This window comes from Macrococcus bovicus, assembly GCF_030376725.1.
GTDB classification, from domain to species: Bacteria; Bacillota; Bacilli; order Staphylococcales; family Staphylococcaceae; genus Macrococcus; species Macrococcus bovicus.
This window is the reverse complement of sequence record NZ_CP128470.1, coordinates 1,900,475-1,914,808: the sequence shown is the minus strand read 5'-3', so window position 1 is coordinate 1,914,808 and position 14,334 is coordinate 1,900,475. Positions and strand designations below refer to the sequence as shown.

Here is a 14,334-nt window from a genome sequence, read left to right as displayed (position 1 = left end):
GTTCCGCTATTTTTCTATGATAAAGGAGATGCCCATGAAAAAATCAGTCATATTACTCTCACTGTTTCTGCTCGGTGGATGCCAGGCGGAGCAGTCGGAAGAAAGAATCATCAGTTTGATGCCTAGTAACACAGAGATCCTCTATGAGATGGGACTCGGCAAGGAAGTAGTCGGTGTGACCACCAATGATGACTTCCCGAAAGACGTGAAGACGAAAGAACAGTTTGACAGTTTTAATCTGAATAAAGAGCAGTTACTGAGAGCGAAGCCCTCTGTCATTGTGACCCATGAATCTGCGCGCGCGAGTCAGCAGAAAGTGCTGGACTCACTAAAAGATAAGGGCGTCAAGATAGTCTATATCAAAGAAGCGAAGAAGCTGGATGAAATAGATGACACAGTGATGCAGATTGCTGAAGCGGTCGGGCATGAAAAAGAAGGCGAAAAGTTGGCTGATCGCATTGAGCAGGAGACAGCGGCAGTGCTGAAAAAGTATGACCATTTACCTGACAAGAAAGTATTTATAGAAGTCTCGTCAGAGCCGGATATCTATACAGCAGGGCAGCATACCATGCTGGATGATATGCTGACACAGCTTAAAGTGACGAACACCTTCCATGACATTGAAGGATGGCAGCCTGTCGCACTTGAAACGGTAGTGCGACGAAAACCAGATATCATGTTATCTGTGACAGGTGCTAAGGCTGAAGATTATGCCAGACTTGTCAAAGAGCGTCCGGGACTGAAAAGTGTCAAAACAGATACGTTGAATGATGACTGGATGACACGACCAGGCCCAAGAATCGCGAAAGGACTGGAAGAACTTGCACAAGCCCTGGAGGACTAGGTTAGCCATCATCCTGGCAGGTGCTATGTTCTGCCATATATTCTTTGTGAAAGGACATCTCCTGCCCGTCGATGCATTTGACTGGCTGATTATCCGGGACATCCGGCTGCCACGCACGCTGCTCGGATTCCTGACAGGTTTTATCCTTGCCGCTACAGGGGCAGTCTTCCAGACCATCTTCAATAATAAGTTAGCTGATTCTTTCACGCTCGGTATCGCAGGTGGTGCAAGTCTTGGCAGTGCGCTGGCTGTCCTGCTGGGTATCTCCGCTACGGTGATGAGCATCACAGGCAGCCTTCTGACCCTTCTTGCGGTCGTCTCACTGACCCAGCTTTATTTCCGCCGGGACCAGCGCGCCGGTATGATACTTTTCGGCATGTTCATTAACTTCTTCTGTTCAAGTGCCCTTTACGGTCTGGTTATCCTGTGGCCGGGTCAATCGAGACAACTCTTAAATTATCTCTTTGGTAGCATTGGTGCAGCCGAATGGCAGAATATCTATGTGCTGGTGCCGGTGACTTTAATGGGAATAGTGGTACTCCTTAAACTTGCGCGGCCGATCATGATAGGCGCAAGCGGTGAAACCATCGCACGCGGTGTAGGGATTGAACAGCAGAAAGTGGAATATACAGCGCTGATTACAGCCTCAATCATGACAGCTGTGCTGGTCAGTATCACGGGTATTATCGGATTTGTCGGGCTGATTGTGCCCCAGTTTTTTAAACAGACGACGACACTGCTGACGACGGGAATAGTAGGGGGAGTGGCGGTTATAGCAGCAGATTTTCTGGGTAATAACATGTTGACGCCACTGCAGATACCCGTCAGTGTGCTGCTATCATTAGCAGGACTTCCTTTACTGATGACGATGATGCTCAAAAAAGAATGGAGAAGGGGATAGCCATGACTAGTTATTATCATTATCACAATGGCAGCTGGACTAAACAGGCACTTCATGTAGAGGATATCAGACCTGAAGATATGACCTGGACAGAACGAATAAGTGAAATGTCCGTGATGACCGGCAATATACTGAAGATTGAAACAAGGGAAGATCACGAAGCACTCTGGGGTTCTCACATTTACAGGCAGAGCCTTGAAGATGAAGCTGATCATGCAGATTTTCAGTTTTATCTCGATAGGGATGATTTAATCCTGATGAATATAGATGTGCCGAAGATGTTCTCTTATACAGAAGAAGAGCTTTTAAATGACAAGAGCAGGCGTTCAGCTGTCGAGACCTTTTATATCATCATCAAAAATACGACCCACGAATATATGGCACAGATTGATATATTTGAACAGAAGCTCCATAAAATTCTTTGGGAAGTCAAGGAGCGTAACAATATCAAGATTCTCAACCAGGTGGCGGAAGCGGACCATCAGCTGCTGCTCTGTAAAACACAGATTGTGACGGTGACCGAACTCTTTATGATGACAGAAGAAGCGTTTGGCAAGGAAGTTGAGGAGAGCAAGTATTATTATCAGATGAAGATGCGGGTGGAACGTGCAAGATTCCTCATCAATGCTTATGAAGAAGAAATAGACGCCTTGCTCGATTTTGAGAATCTGGTCTCCTCTTATCGCGGCAATGAAATCACCAAGACACTGACGATTTTCACGGCTCTGTTTGCTCCTGCCACTCTGCTCGGCGCTATATGGGGCATGAACTTTAAGCATATGCCGGAGCTGGACTGGAAGCTCGGCTATTTAATGGCACTTCTATTGATGGTAATGGTGACGTATTTCATCTATATCTACTTGAAAGGTAAAGGCTGGATGGGTGATCTTCTTGATAACAAGTCACATCATAAGAATAAGTTTTTCTGATGCAGATGGTACTGGTAAAGTGAAGCGATATGGAGCGCATTCTGGAACTGTCCATGCATAATAGCTGCTTCCACTTCGGACAGAGACATGAGCTCAGTAGAGATGACTTCAAATGAATCCGGCTGAGTCTGACCGGTGTTAGTTGTCTCCGGAATCAGCACGGTATGACACCGGTTCGTCTGGAGCGCAGGATTAGGCAGCATCTCACTTAGCAGCTGTCCACATCCTTTATAACCGGTTTCCTCCAGCAGTTCACGCTCTGCTGCAGCGATGATCCCTTCATCACGCTCGATGATACCAGCAGGCAGTTCAAGAATCTCTTGATCACAGCCTATTCTGAACTGTTTTTCCACAATGAGCTGGCCTTTATGAAAAGCAATAATATTGACCCAGTCAGGCTGGACAATTTGATAGAAGATACCTTGTTCCCCACCCACAGTCATTTCAAGTGTTTTAATTTTAAAGATATGGTAGTCGTGTTGTGCCATTAATTTTTTCACGGATGATTCCCCCTGTCTGTTCGTTACTATCTTAACAAAAAGGGTATAACATAAAAAACATTTGATAGAGGAGCTGTGAATGACAGTGGAGAGACTGGCGGGCGGTATTTTTGAAACAATTCACTTGGACCAATCTATAACGTATACCTCGAGTGTTGAAGCGCATGAAGTGGATGTGCAGAGTGGCTCAGTTGTCATTGAAGGACGTCTGAATGCACCATATTTAGTCAATGCAGGCGAAGTGGAGATCACATCCACTCTTGAAACAACTCACCTGACCAACCAAAAAGAGGCTTATCTGAAAGTGACGGATGATGTTGTAGCACAAACGATCAATAATGCAGGTATACTTGAACTGGGCGCTCACTGCCAGGCAGAGACCATTGAATCAACAGGTCAACTTCAGGCAGCAGGCACAATAGAGGCTGCATCAGTACGTCTGGAAGGCGTCCTTCAATTGCATGATGTCCGTGCGGACCAATTAAATATTATCGTCACTCACAATGGTTCAGCCGAATATCTGACAGCATCCGATATTAACATCACCGCTAAGCGAGAAGCCCTTATTTTCAAGGATCATGATCATTCTCTAAAAATAGACGAAATAGATGGCGGTCATGTATATGTGGAGAATATAATCGCTGATCTGGTCAGAGGCGACCAGGTCACCATTGGGCCGAATTGTACCATCAAGGTCGTAGAGTACACAGAGGACTTCAAACTGGATGACCAATCTGATGTTCTTGAACTCGGAAAAATAACAAGAGACTAGGAGAACAACATGAATATTATCGTAACAGAAAATGATGTAGCCATTCATTATGAAGTGAGTGGAAGAGGGTATCCGCTGATTTTACTGCATGGTCAGTTTATGAATGTGACGATGTTTAATGAATTTGAGACAGCTTTAAAAGAGAACTATCAGCTGATCAAAATTGATTTAAGGGGACACGGCTACTCAGATAAACCCTTCAAAATCCGTATGGAAGATTATATGGAAGATGTCCTGACAGTAATGGATGAACTGCTGATCAAGCAGGCTCATTTCCTAGGTTATGGTCTAGGAGGAATGGTAGCTGAAGCAATCGCAAGCAGCTATCCTGGAATTGTGCAGCGCCTGATATTAGTAACAGTCGGCAATGAACCGTTTAATGTGTCAGAGGATAAGTTTCAGGCCCAGTATTCAAACATTCTCCGGACGATGAAGCCCGAGAAGCGTCAGAAGTTTCTTGAGGAATATATGTATCACGATGCGAAGAAAGTGAACAAATGGAAGAAGTCTTTACGCGATACAGGTACTAATTTAACGAAACGGGAGCGTACTGCGGTCAATCATTCAACAGAAGGAATTGACTTACTCAGCAGCGCACATCACATCACTGCCCCGACCCTGATTATAAGCGGTAAACATGATGAACTGATCAAACCTGATAACGGCTATACTTTAAGCAAGGAGATTCCGACCAGCTTTCATTACCTTTATGAAAACAGCGGACATGCGCCGATGATAGAGGAACAAGAAAGATTTCTGGAGGATATCCAGACCTTTCTTTCTACAGAAACGCAAGTATAGGGAAACACAATCATGTGTTTCCCTTTTTATTTTATCTATAATTCTTTACAACCTTAAAAATCGGGTAATACACTAGAAAGGAGGAGCTTGATTATGAGTGAATTTAAATCGATGGACGGTACAATGATTAATTATGAATCAACAGGCTCCGGGGACCCCCTTATTATGATCCATGGGTTAAATGGTAACCTGAAGATGTTTGAAGGAATTAAAGAAGCTCTCGGAGAAAATTATCGCGTTATTACATATGATGTCAGAGGCCATGGCCATTCTGATCGGCCTCAAGATTATGCACTGGATGATCATATCGATGATTGTTTGGAGCTTTTCACACATTTAGATATCAAGAAGGCGCATATTTTAGGCTATTCAATGGGCGCCTATATTGCGCTCGGCTTAGTGACGCGTTATCCGCGAAAAGTAGATAAGCTGATTTTAGTAGGCGCGAAATCGAATGCGGCCGTCAGTTCGTTCGCACGTCTCATGATGGAACATCGCAGTGAAATCAAAAATAAATCTAAAAAAGAAGCGCTCGAAATTCTGAATGATTACATGTTTTATAATAAAGAAAAAGTGAAGGCCTGGCAGAATGCGGTTAATCAATATAGTACGTTGGATGCAAATGAAGAAGCCGTCGCTTCCAGAAGCATCAGCGGTTTTGATTATCGTAAAGAATTACATAAGGTGCCCAATACAACACTATTGATCACCGGTGAATATGATCGGCTGAATCCGTCAGAAGAGAGTGAACTGATTGCGCGTTATATACCGAACAGTCAACTCGTGAAATTCAAGTATTCTGGTCATGCTCCTCTCGCAGAGGAACCTGAGCGATTTGTCGAGGAAGTACAATCATTTTTGAAACAATAGAATAGAGGGATGATTGATGGCTCATAACTTTTATGATGACAGATTTTTCTTTGAGCAATACAGTCAGATGCCACGTTCATTAAAAGGATTGGACGCGGCAGGCGAATGGGCAACATTCCGTGATATGCTGCCATCGCTTAAGAATACGAATGTCCTGGATCTGGGCTGCGGTTATGGCTGGCACTGTGAATATGCAGTGGCGCAGCATGCAGCAAAGGTGGTAGGTATAGATATATCAGAGAAAATGCTGCAGAGAGCGCGGCAGCAGCCCCATGCTGATCAGATTACTTTTATAAAAGGCTCGGTAGATGACCTTGAAGAGATGGGCTTTGAATCGCATGAGTTTGATGTAGTGATGAGTTCATTAGCCTTTCATTATCTGCCTGACTTTGAAACGGTCGTAGAACAAGTAAAAGAAGTTCTGACTTTCAACGGGACTTTTATTTTTAGTATTGAACATCCTATCTACACCGCTCATCATTCACAGGATTGGGTTTATGATGCAGCAGGGAAGCCGGCTCACTGGCCGGTGGATGATTATCAGTATGAAGGTGAAAGACAGGTCGAATTTCTGGAAACGAGAGTGACCAAGTATCACCGGACACTCAGTCATTATCTGAATGTCCTGATAGACCATCACTTTGTTATCGATGGGCTTGCAGAGCCAGTACCTTCTGAAAAAATGCTTGAAGAAAGCCCTCATATGAAAGAGGAACTGAGAAGACCGATGATGTTAATTATATCTGCCAGAAGAAAATAACTTCGACTGATGTCGAAGTTATTTTCAGATGTCCTATACAGATGTAAGAGGAGTCCGCTATAATACACATAAGTGAAAAAGATTGTTGAGGTGTATTATGAGCAAGTTTAGTTTGAAGCACATGACAGAAGAGGAAATCAAGCATTATGAGCAGCCGCTTGCTTTTTATCTTCAGCATGAAAAAATAGAGACATTAAAAAACATCTGCAAATACTATCAGATTAAAGGCTATTCCAATAAAAAGAAGGATGAGCAGATTGACTTAATTGTTTCCCGTGTATTTAAGGATTTTACGGCAGCTGACCGTATGTTTGAGAACATGTCTGTAGAAGACTATAATGTGTTGAACCATTTACTGATTGCAGATACATTCTCTACAGAAGCAGAGAGAGAAATGCCTGCGCAGAACTTCATGTTTGTTAAGGAAGGCCGAGTATTTATTCCGGCGGATATCAAAGAATATTTACGGCGCTATGTGGTTGAAAAAAGCCAGTCACAGCAGCAAAGTGATGAAGTCAAGCTGCTTGTCAGTGCCGTTAACTTGTACGGTTATTTCTCGCTTGCTCATTATAGATTGCTCGCTGAACGCTTTACCGGGAGTCAGCAGACAGAAGAACAACTGGCTGAAGAACTGCAGGGGATTGCTACCGTAAAGGATGGCTTTGTGCTGAACCCGTTAATTGAAGCAGCCCATTTCAGCGGTACGGGCATAGAATCTAAACGCCAGTATTATATACCAGATACCTGGGAACAGTTCCAGCATTACTTTGCGTTCGAATACTATGAAGATTCACCTGAAATTCAGGCACTCTTGCGCTTCCTTGATTCTTATATCATCGATGCCGAACAGCAGAAAGATGTTCAGGATACCATTATCGTGATGATGAAAATGATTGATAATCCGGTGAATTTAACGGCTATTCTGCAGGATATGATTGACCAGAACGTGTTGAGGGCACTCGACATGAACCAGGCCTCCGTGCTGATGCTGAATGCTTATCAGACCGTTCGTAACTGGCATCTTGGTGGCTATAAGATGATAGAGATGAAACAACCCGTGCCACGCGTGATCAACAAACGTGTAGAGAAAAAAAGCAAAAAAAAGAAAAAGAAAAATATTAGCCGAATTAAAAAATAAGCTGCCAGTGGCAGCTTATTTAAGTTTCATTGACGACAAGGAACGTGACGATCTCCTGAGTATGATTATACCAGTAATGAGGCTCAGTTGCTTTATACATATAGGATTGGTGAGGGGACAGATTATAGCTTTCATCTCCGACAACGAGTGTCAATGTCCCCTCGAGGCAATAAACAAATTCCGTCCCTTTATGGGAAATATGTTTTGAAATCTGAGAATTAGGCTGAATCGTAATCTTTAAGGGTTTGAAAATACTGTTGACATGATTACTGAGATCACGATAGTCAAAATTGTTTTGATTGACGACTGCAGTCTCTGTCAGTTCATTATAATCGAAGAAAGCACTTGGGTGGACGCCTAAAACATCCGCTATATTACGCAATGATCCCATAGTCGCGCTGCACTTATCTCTCTCCAGCTGAGATAAAAAAGGAATAGAGAGTTCTGTTTTTTCTGCGATTTGTTTTAAAGTCATCTTCTTTAATAAACGTATTTCTCGTATTTTCTGTCCGATACTCAATCTTGACACCTCTCACCATTCTGATTATTCAAATTATAGCATTTATCAGGGGAATTAAATATACGTTTTAAATATATATTTGATGTTTTTAGACATAACGATGGAGAGATTTCAATCTTGGGCAATATTATGGGAAGTGCTTCTAGTTCTTGCTATAATAGACTTAACAACCTAAAGGAGCAATTACTATGACAATCTATGATTACAAGGTACAACTGAGCAGTGGTGAGACGTATGAACTGAGTCGCTATGAAGGTCAAGTCATTCTTGTCGTTAATACAGCGAGTAAATGTGGATTTACCAAGCAATTTGATGGTTTAGAAAAATTATATCAATCCTATAAAGACCAAGGTTTTGTTGTCTTAGGTTTTCCTTGCAATCAGTTTGGAAATCAGGAACCAGGTACGGCTGAAGAGGCTACAAGTGCATGTCGTCTGAACTATGGCGTCACTTTCCCGATGCATGAGAAGGTTGATGTTAACGGAGAAAATGCAGATCCGTTATTCACACATCTTAAGAAAGAAACAAGCGGTCTTTTAGGCAGTGCAGTCAAATGGAACTTCACTAAATTCCTTATTGACCGTGAAGGGAATGTAGTGGAACGATTCAGTCCACAAAAAGAACCTGAAAAAATAGCGAAAGATATTGAGAAATATCTTTAGAGTACATCATTCCAATCAGGGATGAAGGAGTAATAAATGGAAAAAAACAAAATAGATGTTAAATGGAGCACACTGTATCGCCTGCTGAATTTCTGGGTGATTATTTTAGTCATTCTGCAGTTTACGATAGAAAGAGATGTCTCACTCTTTATTATCTTGACGCTTGCTGCACTTTTAATTACAGGACTGCTTGATAGCCTGGATCATCAACGTTTCAGACAGAACCAAGGACGTCATCTATTTGATGCGGTGATTTTAGTGCTCTATACATTTCTGACTTATATTTAAAAAGAACTTTACCTGTGCGACAGGTAAAGTTCTTTTTAATGTTCATCTATCTGACGATCAATATTCATGACATAATCAGACTGCATATGAATGGAATCCATTTGCTCAGCTGCATTATATACAGTAATAAAATGCAGAACCTTGAGCAGAGTATGCTCGTTATTCAGACTATCCAGTATTTTATCAAAACCAGCTGAGCGGCAGCGGATTCTCATAAATGAAGGCGCATTTCGGTAGTCTTTGTTTTTAAAAATACTGCATGTCCATCTCTGACCAAAACGATCGAAAATTTCATATTTGCGTTCAATTGAATCCATAGGCAGCCCCCTTTATACTTTTAGGTAAAAATAATTATTAGAATGAAATATATTATTTAATTATTTTGTATGGTCATGACAAGTCATATTTAACGTGTGCAATGATGGCTTAGAGGGTAATGTAAAGTTAATTAAAAGATGGGGTGATAAGAATGGAAATTAAAAAAGAAGTATTTGGTCATTTAAACGGCCAGACAGTCAACCGTTACATCATCAAGACGGATGATATGCGTTTTTCTTTTATTGATTACGGTGCAGCCCTTCAGAAAATTGAAATGCCTGACCGTCAGGGGCATCTGGATAATGTTATTATCGGCTTCGATGTCCTGGAAGATTATATTAACAATAGCACTTATGCAGGATTATGTATAGGCCGAGTTGGTGGCAGAATAGCGAATGCTTCATTCAGATTAGCTGACCAGTTGTATCATCTTGAGAAAAATATGGGGAATCATCATATGCATGGCGGTGCGAATGGTTTAAGTCATCATATATTCGAAACGGAGATCATCGAAAATCATAACAAGAAAGAGATTGCGCTGAAGATGACGACAGAACTGAAATCAGAAGACGACCATTATCCGGGCAATATGAAAGTCCAGATTACGCATACTATCAAAAGCGATAATAGCTGGACGATTCACTATTTTGCAGTGACCGATCAGGAAACGCTCTTCAACCCCACTAATCACACATATTTTAATCTAAACGGCGGGGCGGCAGATGTCACGGATCACTTACTTGCGCTAGAGAGCGCAAGTCACCTCCAGACAGACGATGACCAGATTCCGACAGGTGAATTAATAGCCGTGCAAGATGACATGGATTATAGGCAGCTTAAGCCAGTCCGGCTAGGGCTTGATACGGCTTACCGTTTAACTGGAGACCCTTGCAAGAAACGCATCAAACTTCTTCATGAGGCGTCCGGACGTCAGATTAAGGTTCAGACAGATGCACCCTATGTCGTTGTATATTCAGCAGAAGGAATGGATTTTACTGATAGTACGGGACATCATTTTGGCAGCGGCGCAGGTATCGCGCTTGAAACGCAATCGATGCCGGATGCGATTCACCATCCTGAATTAGATGATATCAGGTTGAAAGAAACGGAAACTTTCCAGACGGCGACGACCTATCATTTCAGTGTACATTCTTAATATTCACCTTTGTGTTCTGTGCGTACGCACTTTATAATAAAGAAAAAGAGATTTAGGATGATGAATGTGGATTATAGAGAAGCACTGCTTAATTTAAATGATAGCGATTTGAAATATATTTACGAACAACTTTTTCAGGAAAGTGCAGCAGAACTTCATCAGATTGAGTTGATAGAGTCTATCCGAAAAGAAGTCTTCACCTCAGAATATCTGAACCGGATTCTGCTGTTGATGCCATCAGATGAGTATGCACTGTTAATGCATGCAGTTGAAGAGAAGCACGAATTTGTCCCTGTTCCCGCTGAGCGTGTCTTCTTTGCGCTGCAATCCCTTCTGATGTTTGAAACAAAACAAGGCATGGTGCTGCCGTTTGATCTGAGAGATGAGATCAATCAGCTGAATAAACATGACCTTGATGAGAAACGTCAGCAGCTTGAGCAGGATCTGGATTTTATAACAGGCGTGTTATTTTTGTATGGCTACGTTCACAGACAGCATGTGGAACAGCTATATAGACAATATTTCGATGAAGAGCTGACAGAAGAGCGTCTTAATCATATGCTGGAACTGTTAGGTATAGAGCAGGTAGAGGATATGATGATTCTGCCGGTCATCAGAGAAGGCTTTGTCGGACAGAAATTACCAGACTATCATGCGGAACATTACTATACACCGAAGACTTTTGAGGAACTCAAACTGTATGCAGGCAGTCATCATCACCAGCACGAAGAATCACTTAATCACTTCCTCGAATTCATTCAGACTCATGCATCTCAGGATGGCAAAGAATCGGCAGAGCTGATTGATACTATCCGTTTTCTGATGGTCGCAAGCAACGATGCGAACTTGACCATGGAAGAACTGATTAATCTGTTTGCCAAGGATTTATCTGAACCTGAATTCAAGCTGTTCGAACAGCTGTTCATCACCGCTTTAGAAGAGACACGACTGTGGGTTTATGGCGGCAAAAAATTATCAGAAATCAGACAGGAGATTGAAGAACAGGAACAAGCTGAAGAAGAGGAAAAGGAAAAAAAGGTTATTAATCTGGATGTCTTCCGTAAAGACACATAAAAGGATGAGCTGATATGAAAAAACTCTTAAGTGCAAGTTTAATGGCGTTACTCCTTGCAGGCTGTGCAGCAAATGATGACACTAAGCAGGCAACAGAAAAAACGACTGACCATGTGACAACAGAACAAGCCGGCACTGAAAAAGAATCAACTGACCAAATGACAACAGAGCAACCTGCAACAGAGCAACCAGAGACTGATCAGCCGAAGACGGATGCACCTCAAACAGAATCTCCGGCAACAGAGAAGGCAAAAGCAGAGACAGAAGAGCCGCAGACAGACCCACCGAGCACGGAAAATGCAGAGAAACACAATGATTCCTCTGGAGAAAACGTACCTGTCACACAGGAACTTGCACGAACCGTTAATTATTCAGCGCTTGCCAAACGACAAGTCACAAACTACATGAACCAGATGCCTTCTGCATTTAACAGCCGCGATTTATCGGCGTTGAATACTTATATCAAACAAGATTCTGAAGCAGCCCGTTACTTGAGAAATAAACTGCCGGCTGGTTATTTTGACAACTATCAAATCGCTCGTTTCACGATTGATCAAGTTAAAAATGAAGGATTAAAACAGCATGTTGTCACAACACGCGTGATGACTTCAAATGCTACAGGCGGACAATGGAAGAAAGTCGTAACGGTTTATGATTTAGTCTATAATCCCGCTACAAAATCAATGCAGATCTATGACTTTAATGATCAGGTCATCTATTCAGTGGATAATGCCCAGGATAAAGCACTCAAGGCTATCAGTGACAAATATAGAATCGCAGCAGAACAGGAAGCCGGGAGCGCGGTTCGTTTTGAAAAAGCAGATCCTGCAGTGGAACAGGATGTCAGTGGTACGTATTACCGTTTTAAAGCAGTCGATGCGCAGAACCGCCTCGTTCATTCATATAAATACTATCAAAAATCAGGACAGATGGTAGTTGAATAAAAAGCGTTCGCTCAAACTTGAGCGAACGCTTTTTATTCTCCTCGACCGTCTGATTCTTGAGCAGGATGATTGAGCTGTTCTTTCTGGATATCTGATAAAGTATCGTCTTTCTTATCTACTCCGTCGATACTGGCATCGTAATTTTTCGCTTTAGTATCTGGTTGCTGTGTTTCTTTTTTATCTACACCATCTATACTGCTATCATATTGTTTATTCTCAGTCATTATAAAGTCCTCCTTTGAACTTGTGCTTTCACTGTTAAACGTATCAGTTCTTGTTGCTGCTGTATAATGAGCTTCTGCTGTCTTGCCATTCGAGCAAGAAAACCGACGATGCTGAGCAGAAGAACGATGATGACTAGGAAGGGCGACATCAGCAGAAAAAGACTCAAACCGCTGATGTGCAGCCAGTCAGCCATTACTTGTCATCTTCTTCTATCATCTTCTTATCAGTCGGTGGATTCTGATCCAGTTCCTGAACCCCTGCATCTGGCGCCACATTTAATGAATCGTTAACTAAAGCCGCATCATCCTGTGCACCTTGCTGGTCTAAGTATTCTTTCTCTGTATCCAGAACATCATATTGTTCGTCAGCCATTCATCCCACTCCTCTTTGAAATTAAAAGTTATTAGCTTTTACCCTTCTTTGTTTTGAAGAAACCTGCTTTTATTAAGTTTGTTTGACAATGTATCCATAAAATTAGCAAACATGAAAGAAAACTGTAACATCCAAAGTAATTTGTATATGTCATAATAAAACTATTAAAAGAAAGTGGAGGAATCAATCGATGAGAAAGAAGGTTTACGCATTAACGGCTACTGCAGGTGCTTGTGCACTTTATTCATATACAGCAGATGCTAGTGAATATACAGTGAAAGCAAATGATTCATTATGGGCAATCGCAACTCAGTATAATACATCTGTAGCAGAACTGAAAAGTCTGAATAACTTAACGTCCAACTTAATATTTGTTAATCAGAAACTGCAGGTGCCAGGCGGCTCTTCTTATACTCGTCCTGCGACAACTGCGCGTGCTGTTCAGACGACTCAAACGACTTCAGCAACTGTTCATACTGTACAGGCAGGTGAAAGTTTATCAGTCATTGCAGCTAAATATGGGACTTCTTATTCTAAGATCATGAGTCTGAATAACCTGAACTCTTATTTAATTTTTCCTGGTCAGAGACTTAAAGTGACAGGAACAGTGACCACTCAAGTTACGCCGGCGCCAGCAACTACTGCAACTACACCTGTGGTCTCTTCAGCACCTCCTGGCAAGTATACGGTGCAGGCAGGAGATAGCTTATGGCTGATTGCGAATAAGTTCAATGTCTCTATTTCAGATATTCAGCGCTGGAACAATCTGAGCTCATACCTCATCTTCCCGAATCAACAGCTTGTTGTGTCAGGTAATGCAAGTTCAACTGTGACAACAACTAAGCCGCAGACAACAACAACTTATACAACATCAACTACAGTGCAGCATGCACCAACTACGGGGCCAGTCTTCAACCATCGTAATCTGTATGATTATGGTCAATGTACTTGGCATGTCTTCAATCGTCGTGCTGCTATTGGTAAAGGAATTTCTACATACTGGTGGAATGCGAATAACTGGGCAAATGGTGCGCGTCAGGACGGTTATGTGGTTAATTATACTCCCACTGTTGGTTCTATTGCACAATCATCAGAAGGTCCATTAGGACACGTGGCATTTGTTGAACGTGTTAATCCTGACGGTAGTATCCTTGTGTCGGAAATGAACTATTATACCCCACCGACAATTGTCGGTTACCGCACAATAAGCCTTGCTGAACGTAGCCGCTACGTCTTCATCCAATAGTAAAAAGCATTGTT

Annotated in this window: 20 protein-coding genes; 14 read left to right on the top strand and 6 right to left on the bottom strand. The window is 42.1% G+C overall.

The window, feature by feature from the left end:
- Nucleotides 1-34: 34 nt before the first annotated feature.
- The 3 genes from QSV55_RS10445 to QSV55_RS10435 are packed head-to-tail and all read left to right on the top strand — an operon-like array spanning nucleotide 35 to nucleotide 2,674.
- Nucleotides 35-844: an ABC transporter substrate-binding protein gene (locus tag QSV55_RS10445; RefSeq protein WP_289650131.1), complete on the top strand. Its 810-nt coding sequence runs from the start codon at nucleotides 35-37 to the stop codon at nucleotides 842-844.
- Between the two features lie 25 nt (nucleotides 845-869).
- Nucleotides 870-1,745, top strand: a complete 876-nt coding sequence (locus tag QSV55_RS10440) for a FecCD family ABC transporter permease (protein WP_289650130.1) — start codon at nucleotides 870-872, stop codon at nucleotides 1,743-1,745.
- A 2-nt stretch (nucleotides 1,746-1,747) separates the two neighbouring features.
- On the top strand, nucleotides 1,748-2,674 hold the full coding sequence (locus QSV55_RS10435; RefSeq protein WP_289650129.1) for a magnesium transporter CorA family protein: 927 nt from the start codon (nucleotides 1,748-1,750) through the stop codon (nucleotides 2,672-2,674).
- Here QSV55_RS10435 and QSV55_RS10430 read toward each other — a convergent pair.
- Nucleotides 2,653-3,174 carry an NUDIX hydrolase gene (locus tag QSV55_RS10430; RefSeq protein WP_165983757.1) on the bottom strand — a complete coding sequence of 174 codons (522 nt, stop codon included), beginning with the start codon at nucleotides 3,172-3,174 and terminating at the stop codon, nucleotides 2,653-2,655. The two genes, QSV55_RS10435 and QSV55_RS10430, sit on opposite strands and share 22 nt — an antisense overlap.
- A gap of 79 nt (nucleotides 3,175-3,253) precedes the next feature.
- Here QSV55_RS10430 and QSV55_RS10425 point away from each other — a divergent pair, with 79 nt between their 5' ends.
- The 5 genes from QSV55_RS10425 to QSV55_RS10405 all read left to right on the top strand — a co-directional run bounded on the left by QSV55_RS10425 (nucleotide 3,254) and on the right by QSV55_RS10405 (nucleotide 7,515).
- Entirely contained in the window at nucleotides 3,254-3,946 is a 693-nt protein-coding gene (locus QSV55_RS10425; protein WP_289650128.1) for a DEAD/DEAH box helicase family protein, read from the top strand.
- Between the two features lie 9 nt (nucleotides 3,947-3,955).
- Nucleotides 3,956-4,747 carry an alpha/beta fold hydrolase gene (locus QSV55_RS10420; protein ID WP_289650127.1) on the top strand — a complete coding sequence of 264 codons (792 nt, stop codon included), beginning with the start codon at nucleotides 3,956-3,958 and terminating at the stop codon, nucleotides 4,745-4,747.
- 93 nt (nucleotides 4,748-4,840) lie between these two features.
- Entirely contained in the window at nucleotides 4,841-5,617 is a 777-nt protein-coding gene (locus QSV55_RS10415; protein ID WP_289650126.1) for an alpha/beta fold hydrolase, read from the top strand.
- 16 nt (nucleotides 5,618-5,633) lie between these two features.
- Nucleotides 5,634-6,377, top strand: a complete 744-nt coding sequence (locus tag QSV55_RS10410) for a class I SAM-dependent methyltransferase (protein WP_289650125.1) — start codon at nucleotides 5,634-5,636, stop codon at nucleotides 6,375-6,377.
- 97 nt (nucleotides 6,378-6,474) lie between these two features.
- The gene (locus QSV55_RS10405) at nucleotides 6,475-7,515 is read left to right on the top strand and encodes a hypothetical protein (RefSeq protein WP_289650124.1); all 1,041 of its coding nucleotides are present in this window, start codon (nucleotides 6,475-6,477) and stop codon (nucleotides 7,513-7,515) included.
- 19 nt (nucleotides 7,516-7,534) lie between these two features.
- Here QSV55_RS10405 and QSV55_RS10400 read toward each other — a convergent pair whose 3' ends face one another.
- A complete protein-coding gene (locus tag QSV55_RS10400) occupies nucleotides 7,535-8,035 on the bottom strand; it encodes a helix-turn-helix domain-containing protein (RefSeq protein ID WP_165983747.1) in 501 nt (166 codons plus the stop codon).
- A gap of 188 nt (nucleotides 8,036-8,223) precedes the next feature.
- Here QSV55_RS10400 and QSV55_RS10395 point away from each other — a divergent pair, with 188 nt between their 5' ends.
- The gene (locus QSV55_RS10395; RefSeq protein ID WP_289650123.1) at nucleotides 8,224-8,697 is read left to right on the top strand and encodes a glutathione peroxidase; all 474 of its coding nucleotides are present in this window, start codon (nucleotides 8,224-8,226) and stop codon (nucleotides 8,695-8,697) included.
- Nucleotides 8,698-8,733: 36 nt separating this feature from the next.
- Nucleotides 8,734-8,985: a hypothetical protein gene (locus QSV55_RS10390; RefSeq protein WP_133451991.1), complete on the top strand. Its 252-nt coding sequence runs from the start codon at nucleotides 8,734-8,736 to the stop codon at nucleotides 8,983-8,985.
- Between the two features lie 35 nt (nucleotides 8,986-9,020).
- Here the strand turns inward: QSV55_RS10390 and QSV55_RS10385 are convergent, their stop codons facing one another.
- On the bottom strand, nucleotides 9,021-9,302 hold the full coding sequence (locus QSV55_RS10385; protein ID WP_133451992.1) for a hypothetical protein: 282 nt from the start codon (nucleotides 9,300-9,302) through the stop codon (nucleotides 9,021-9,023).
- Nucleotides 9,303-9,454: 152 nt separating this feature from the next.
- Here QSV55_RS10385 and QSV55_RS10380 point away from each other — a divergent pair, with 152 nt between their 5' ends.
- The 3 genes from QSV55_RS10380 to QSV55_RS10370 all read left to right on the top strand — a co-directional run bounded on the left by QSV55_RS10380 (nucleotide 9,455) and on the right by QSV55_RS10370 (nucleotide 12,477).
- Nucleotides 9,455-10,459, top strand: a complete 1,005-nt coding sequence (locus QSV55_RS10380) for an aldose epimerase family protein (protein WP_289650122.1) — start codon at nucleotides 9,455-9,457, stop codon at nucleotides 10,457-10,459.
- A gap of 66 nt (nucleotides 10,460-10,525) precedes the next feature.
- Entirely contained in the window at nucleotides 10,526-11,533 is a 1,008-nt protein-coding gene (locus tag QSV55_RS10375; protein ID WP_289650121.1) for a hypothetical protein, read from the top strand.
- 14 nt (nucleotides 11,534-11,547) lie between these two features.
- Nucleotides 11,548-12,477 (top strand): TcaA NTF2-like domain-containing protein, encoded by a 930-nt coding sequence (locus QSV55_RS10370; RefSeq protein WP_289650120.1) that lies wholly within the window; start codon nucleotides 11,548-11,550, stop codon nucleotides 12,475-12,477.
- Between the two features lie 32 nt (nucleotides 12,478-12,509).
- Here QSV55_RS10370 and QSV55_RS10365 read toward each other — a convergent pair whose 3' ends face one another.
- The 3 genes from QSV55_RS10365 to QSV55_RS10355 are packed head-to-tail and all read right to left on the bottom strand — an operon-like array spanning nucleotide 12,510 to nucleotide 13,074.
- Nucleotides 12,510-12,701, bottom strand: coding sequence for a hypothetical protein (locus tag QSV55_RS10365; protein WP_133451996.1), 192 nt, complete (start codon nucleotides 12,699-12,701; stop codon nucleotides 12,510-12,512).
- On the bottom strand, nucleotides 12,701-12,895 hold the full coding sequence (locus QSV55_RS10360) for a hypothetical protein (protein ID WP_133451997.1): 195 nt from the start codon (nucleotides 12,893-12,895) through the stop codon (nucleotides 12,701-12,703). Before QSV55_RS10360 ends, QSV55_RS10365 begins: the two co-directional genes overlap by 1 nt.
- Nucleotides 12,895-13,074, bottom strand: a complete 180-nt coding sequence (locus QSV55_RS10355; protein WP_133451998.1) for a hypothetical protein — start codon at nucleotides 13,072-13,074, stop codon at nucleotides 12,895-12,897. The genes QSV55_RS10360 and QSV55_RS10355 overlap by 1 nt, the downstream gene beginning before the upstream one ends.
- A gap of 190 nt (nucleotides 13,075-13,264) precedes the next feature.
- On the opposite strand from QSV55_RS10355, the gene QSV55_RS10350 reads away from it, so the two are divergent.
- Nucleotides 13,265-14,320: a LysM peptidoglycan-binding domain-containing protein gene (locus QSV55_RS10350; protein WP_289650119.1), complete on the top strand. Its 1,056-nt coding sequence runs from the start codon at nucleotides 13,265-13,267 to the stop codon at nucleotides 14,318-14,320.
- Nucleotides 14,321-14,334: the final 14 nt, after the last annotated feature.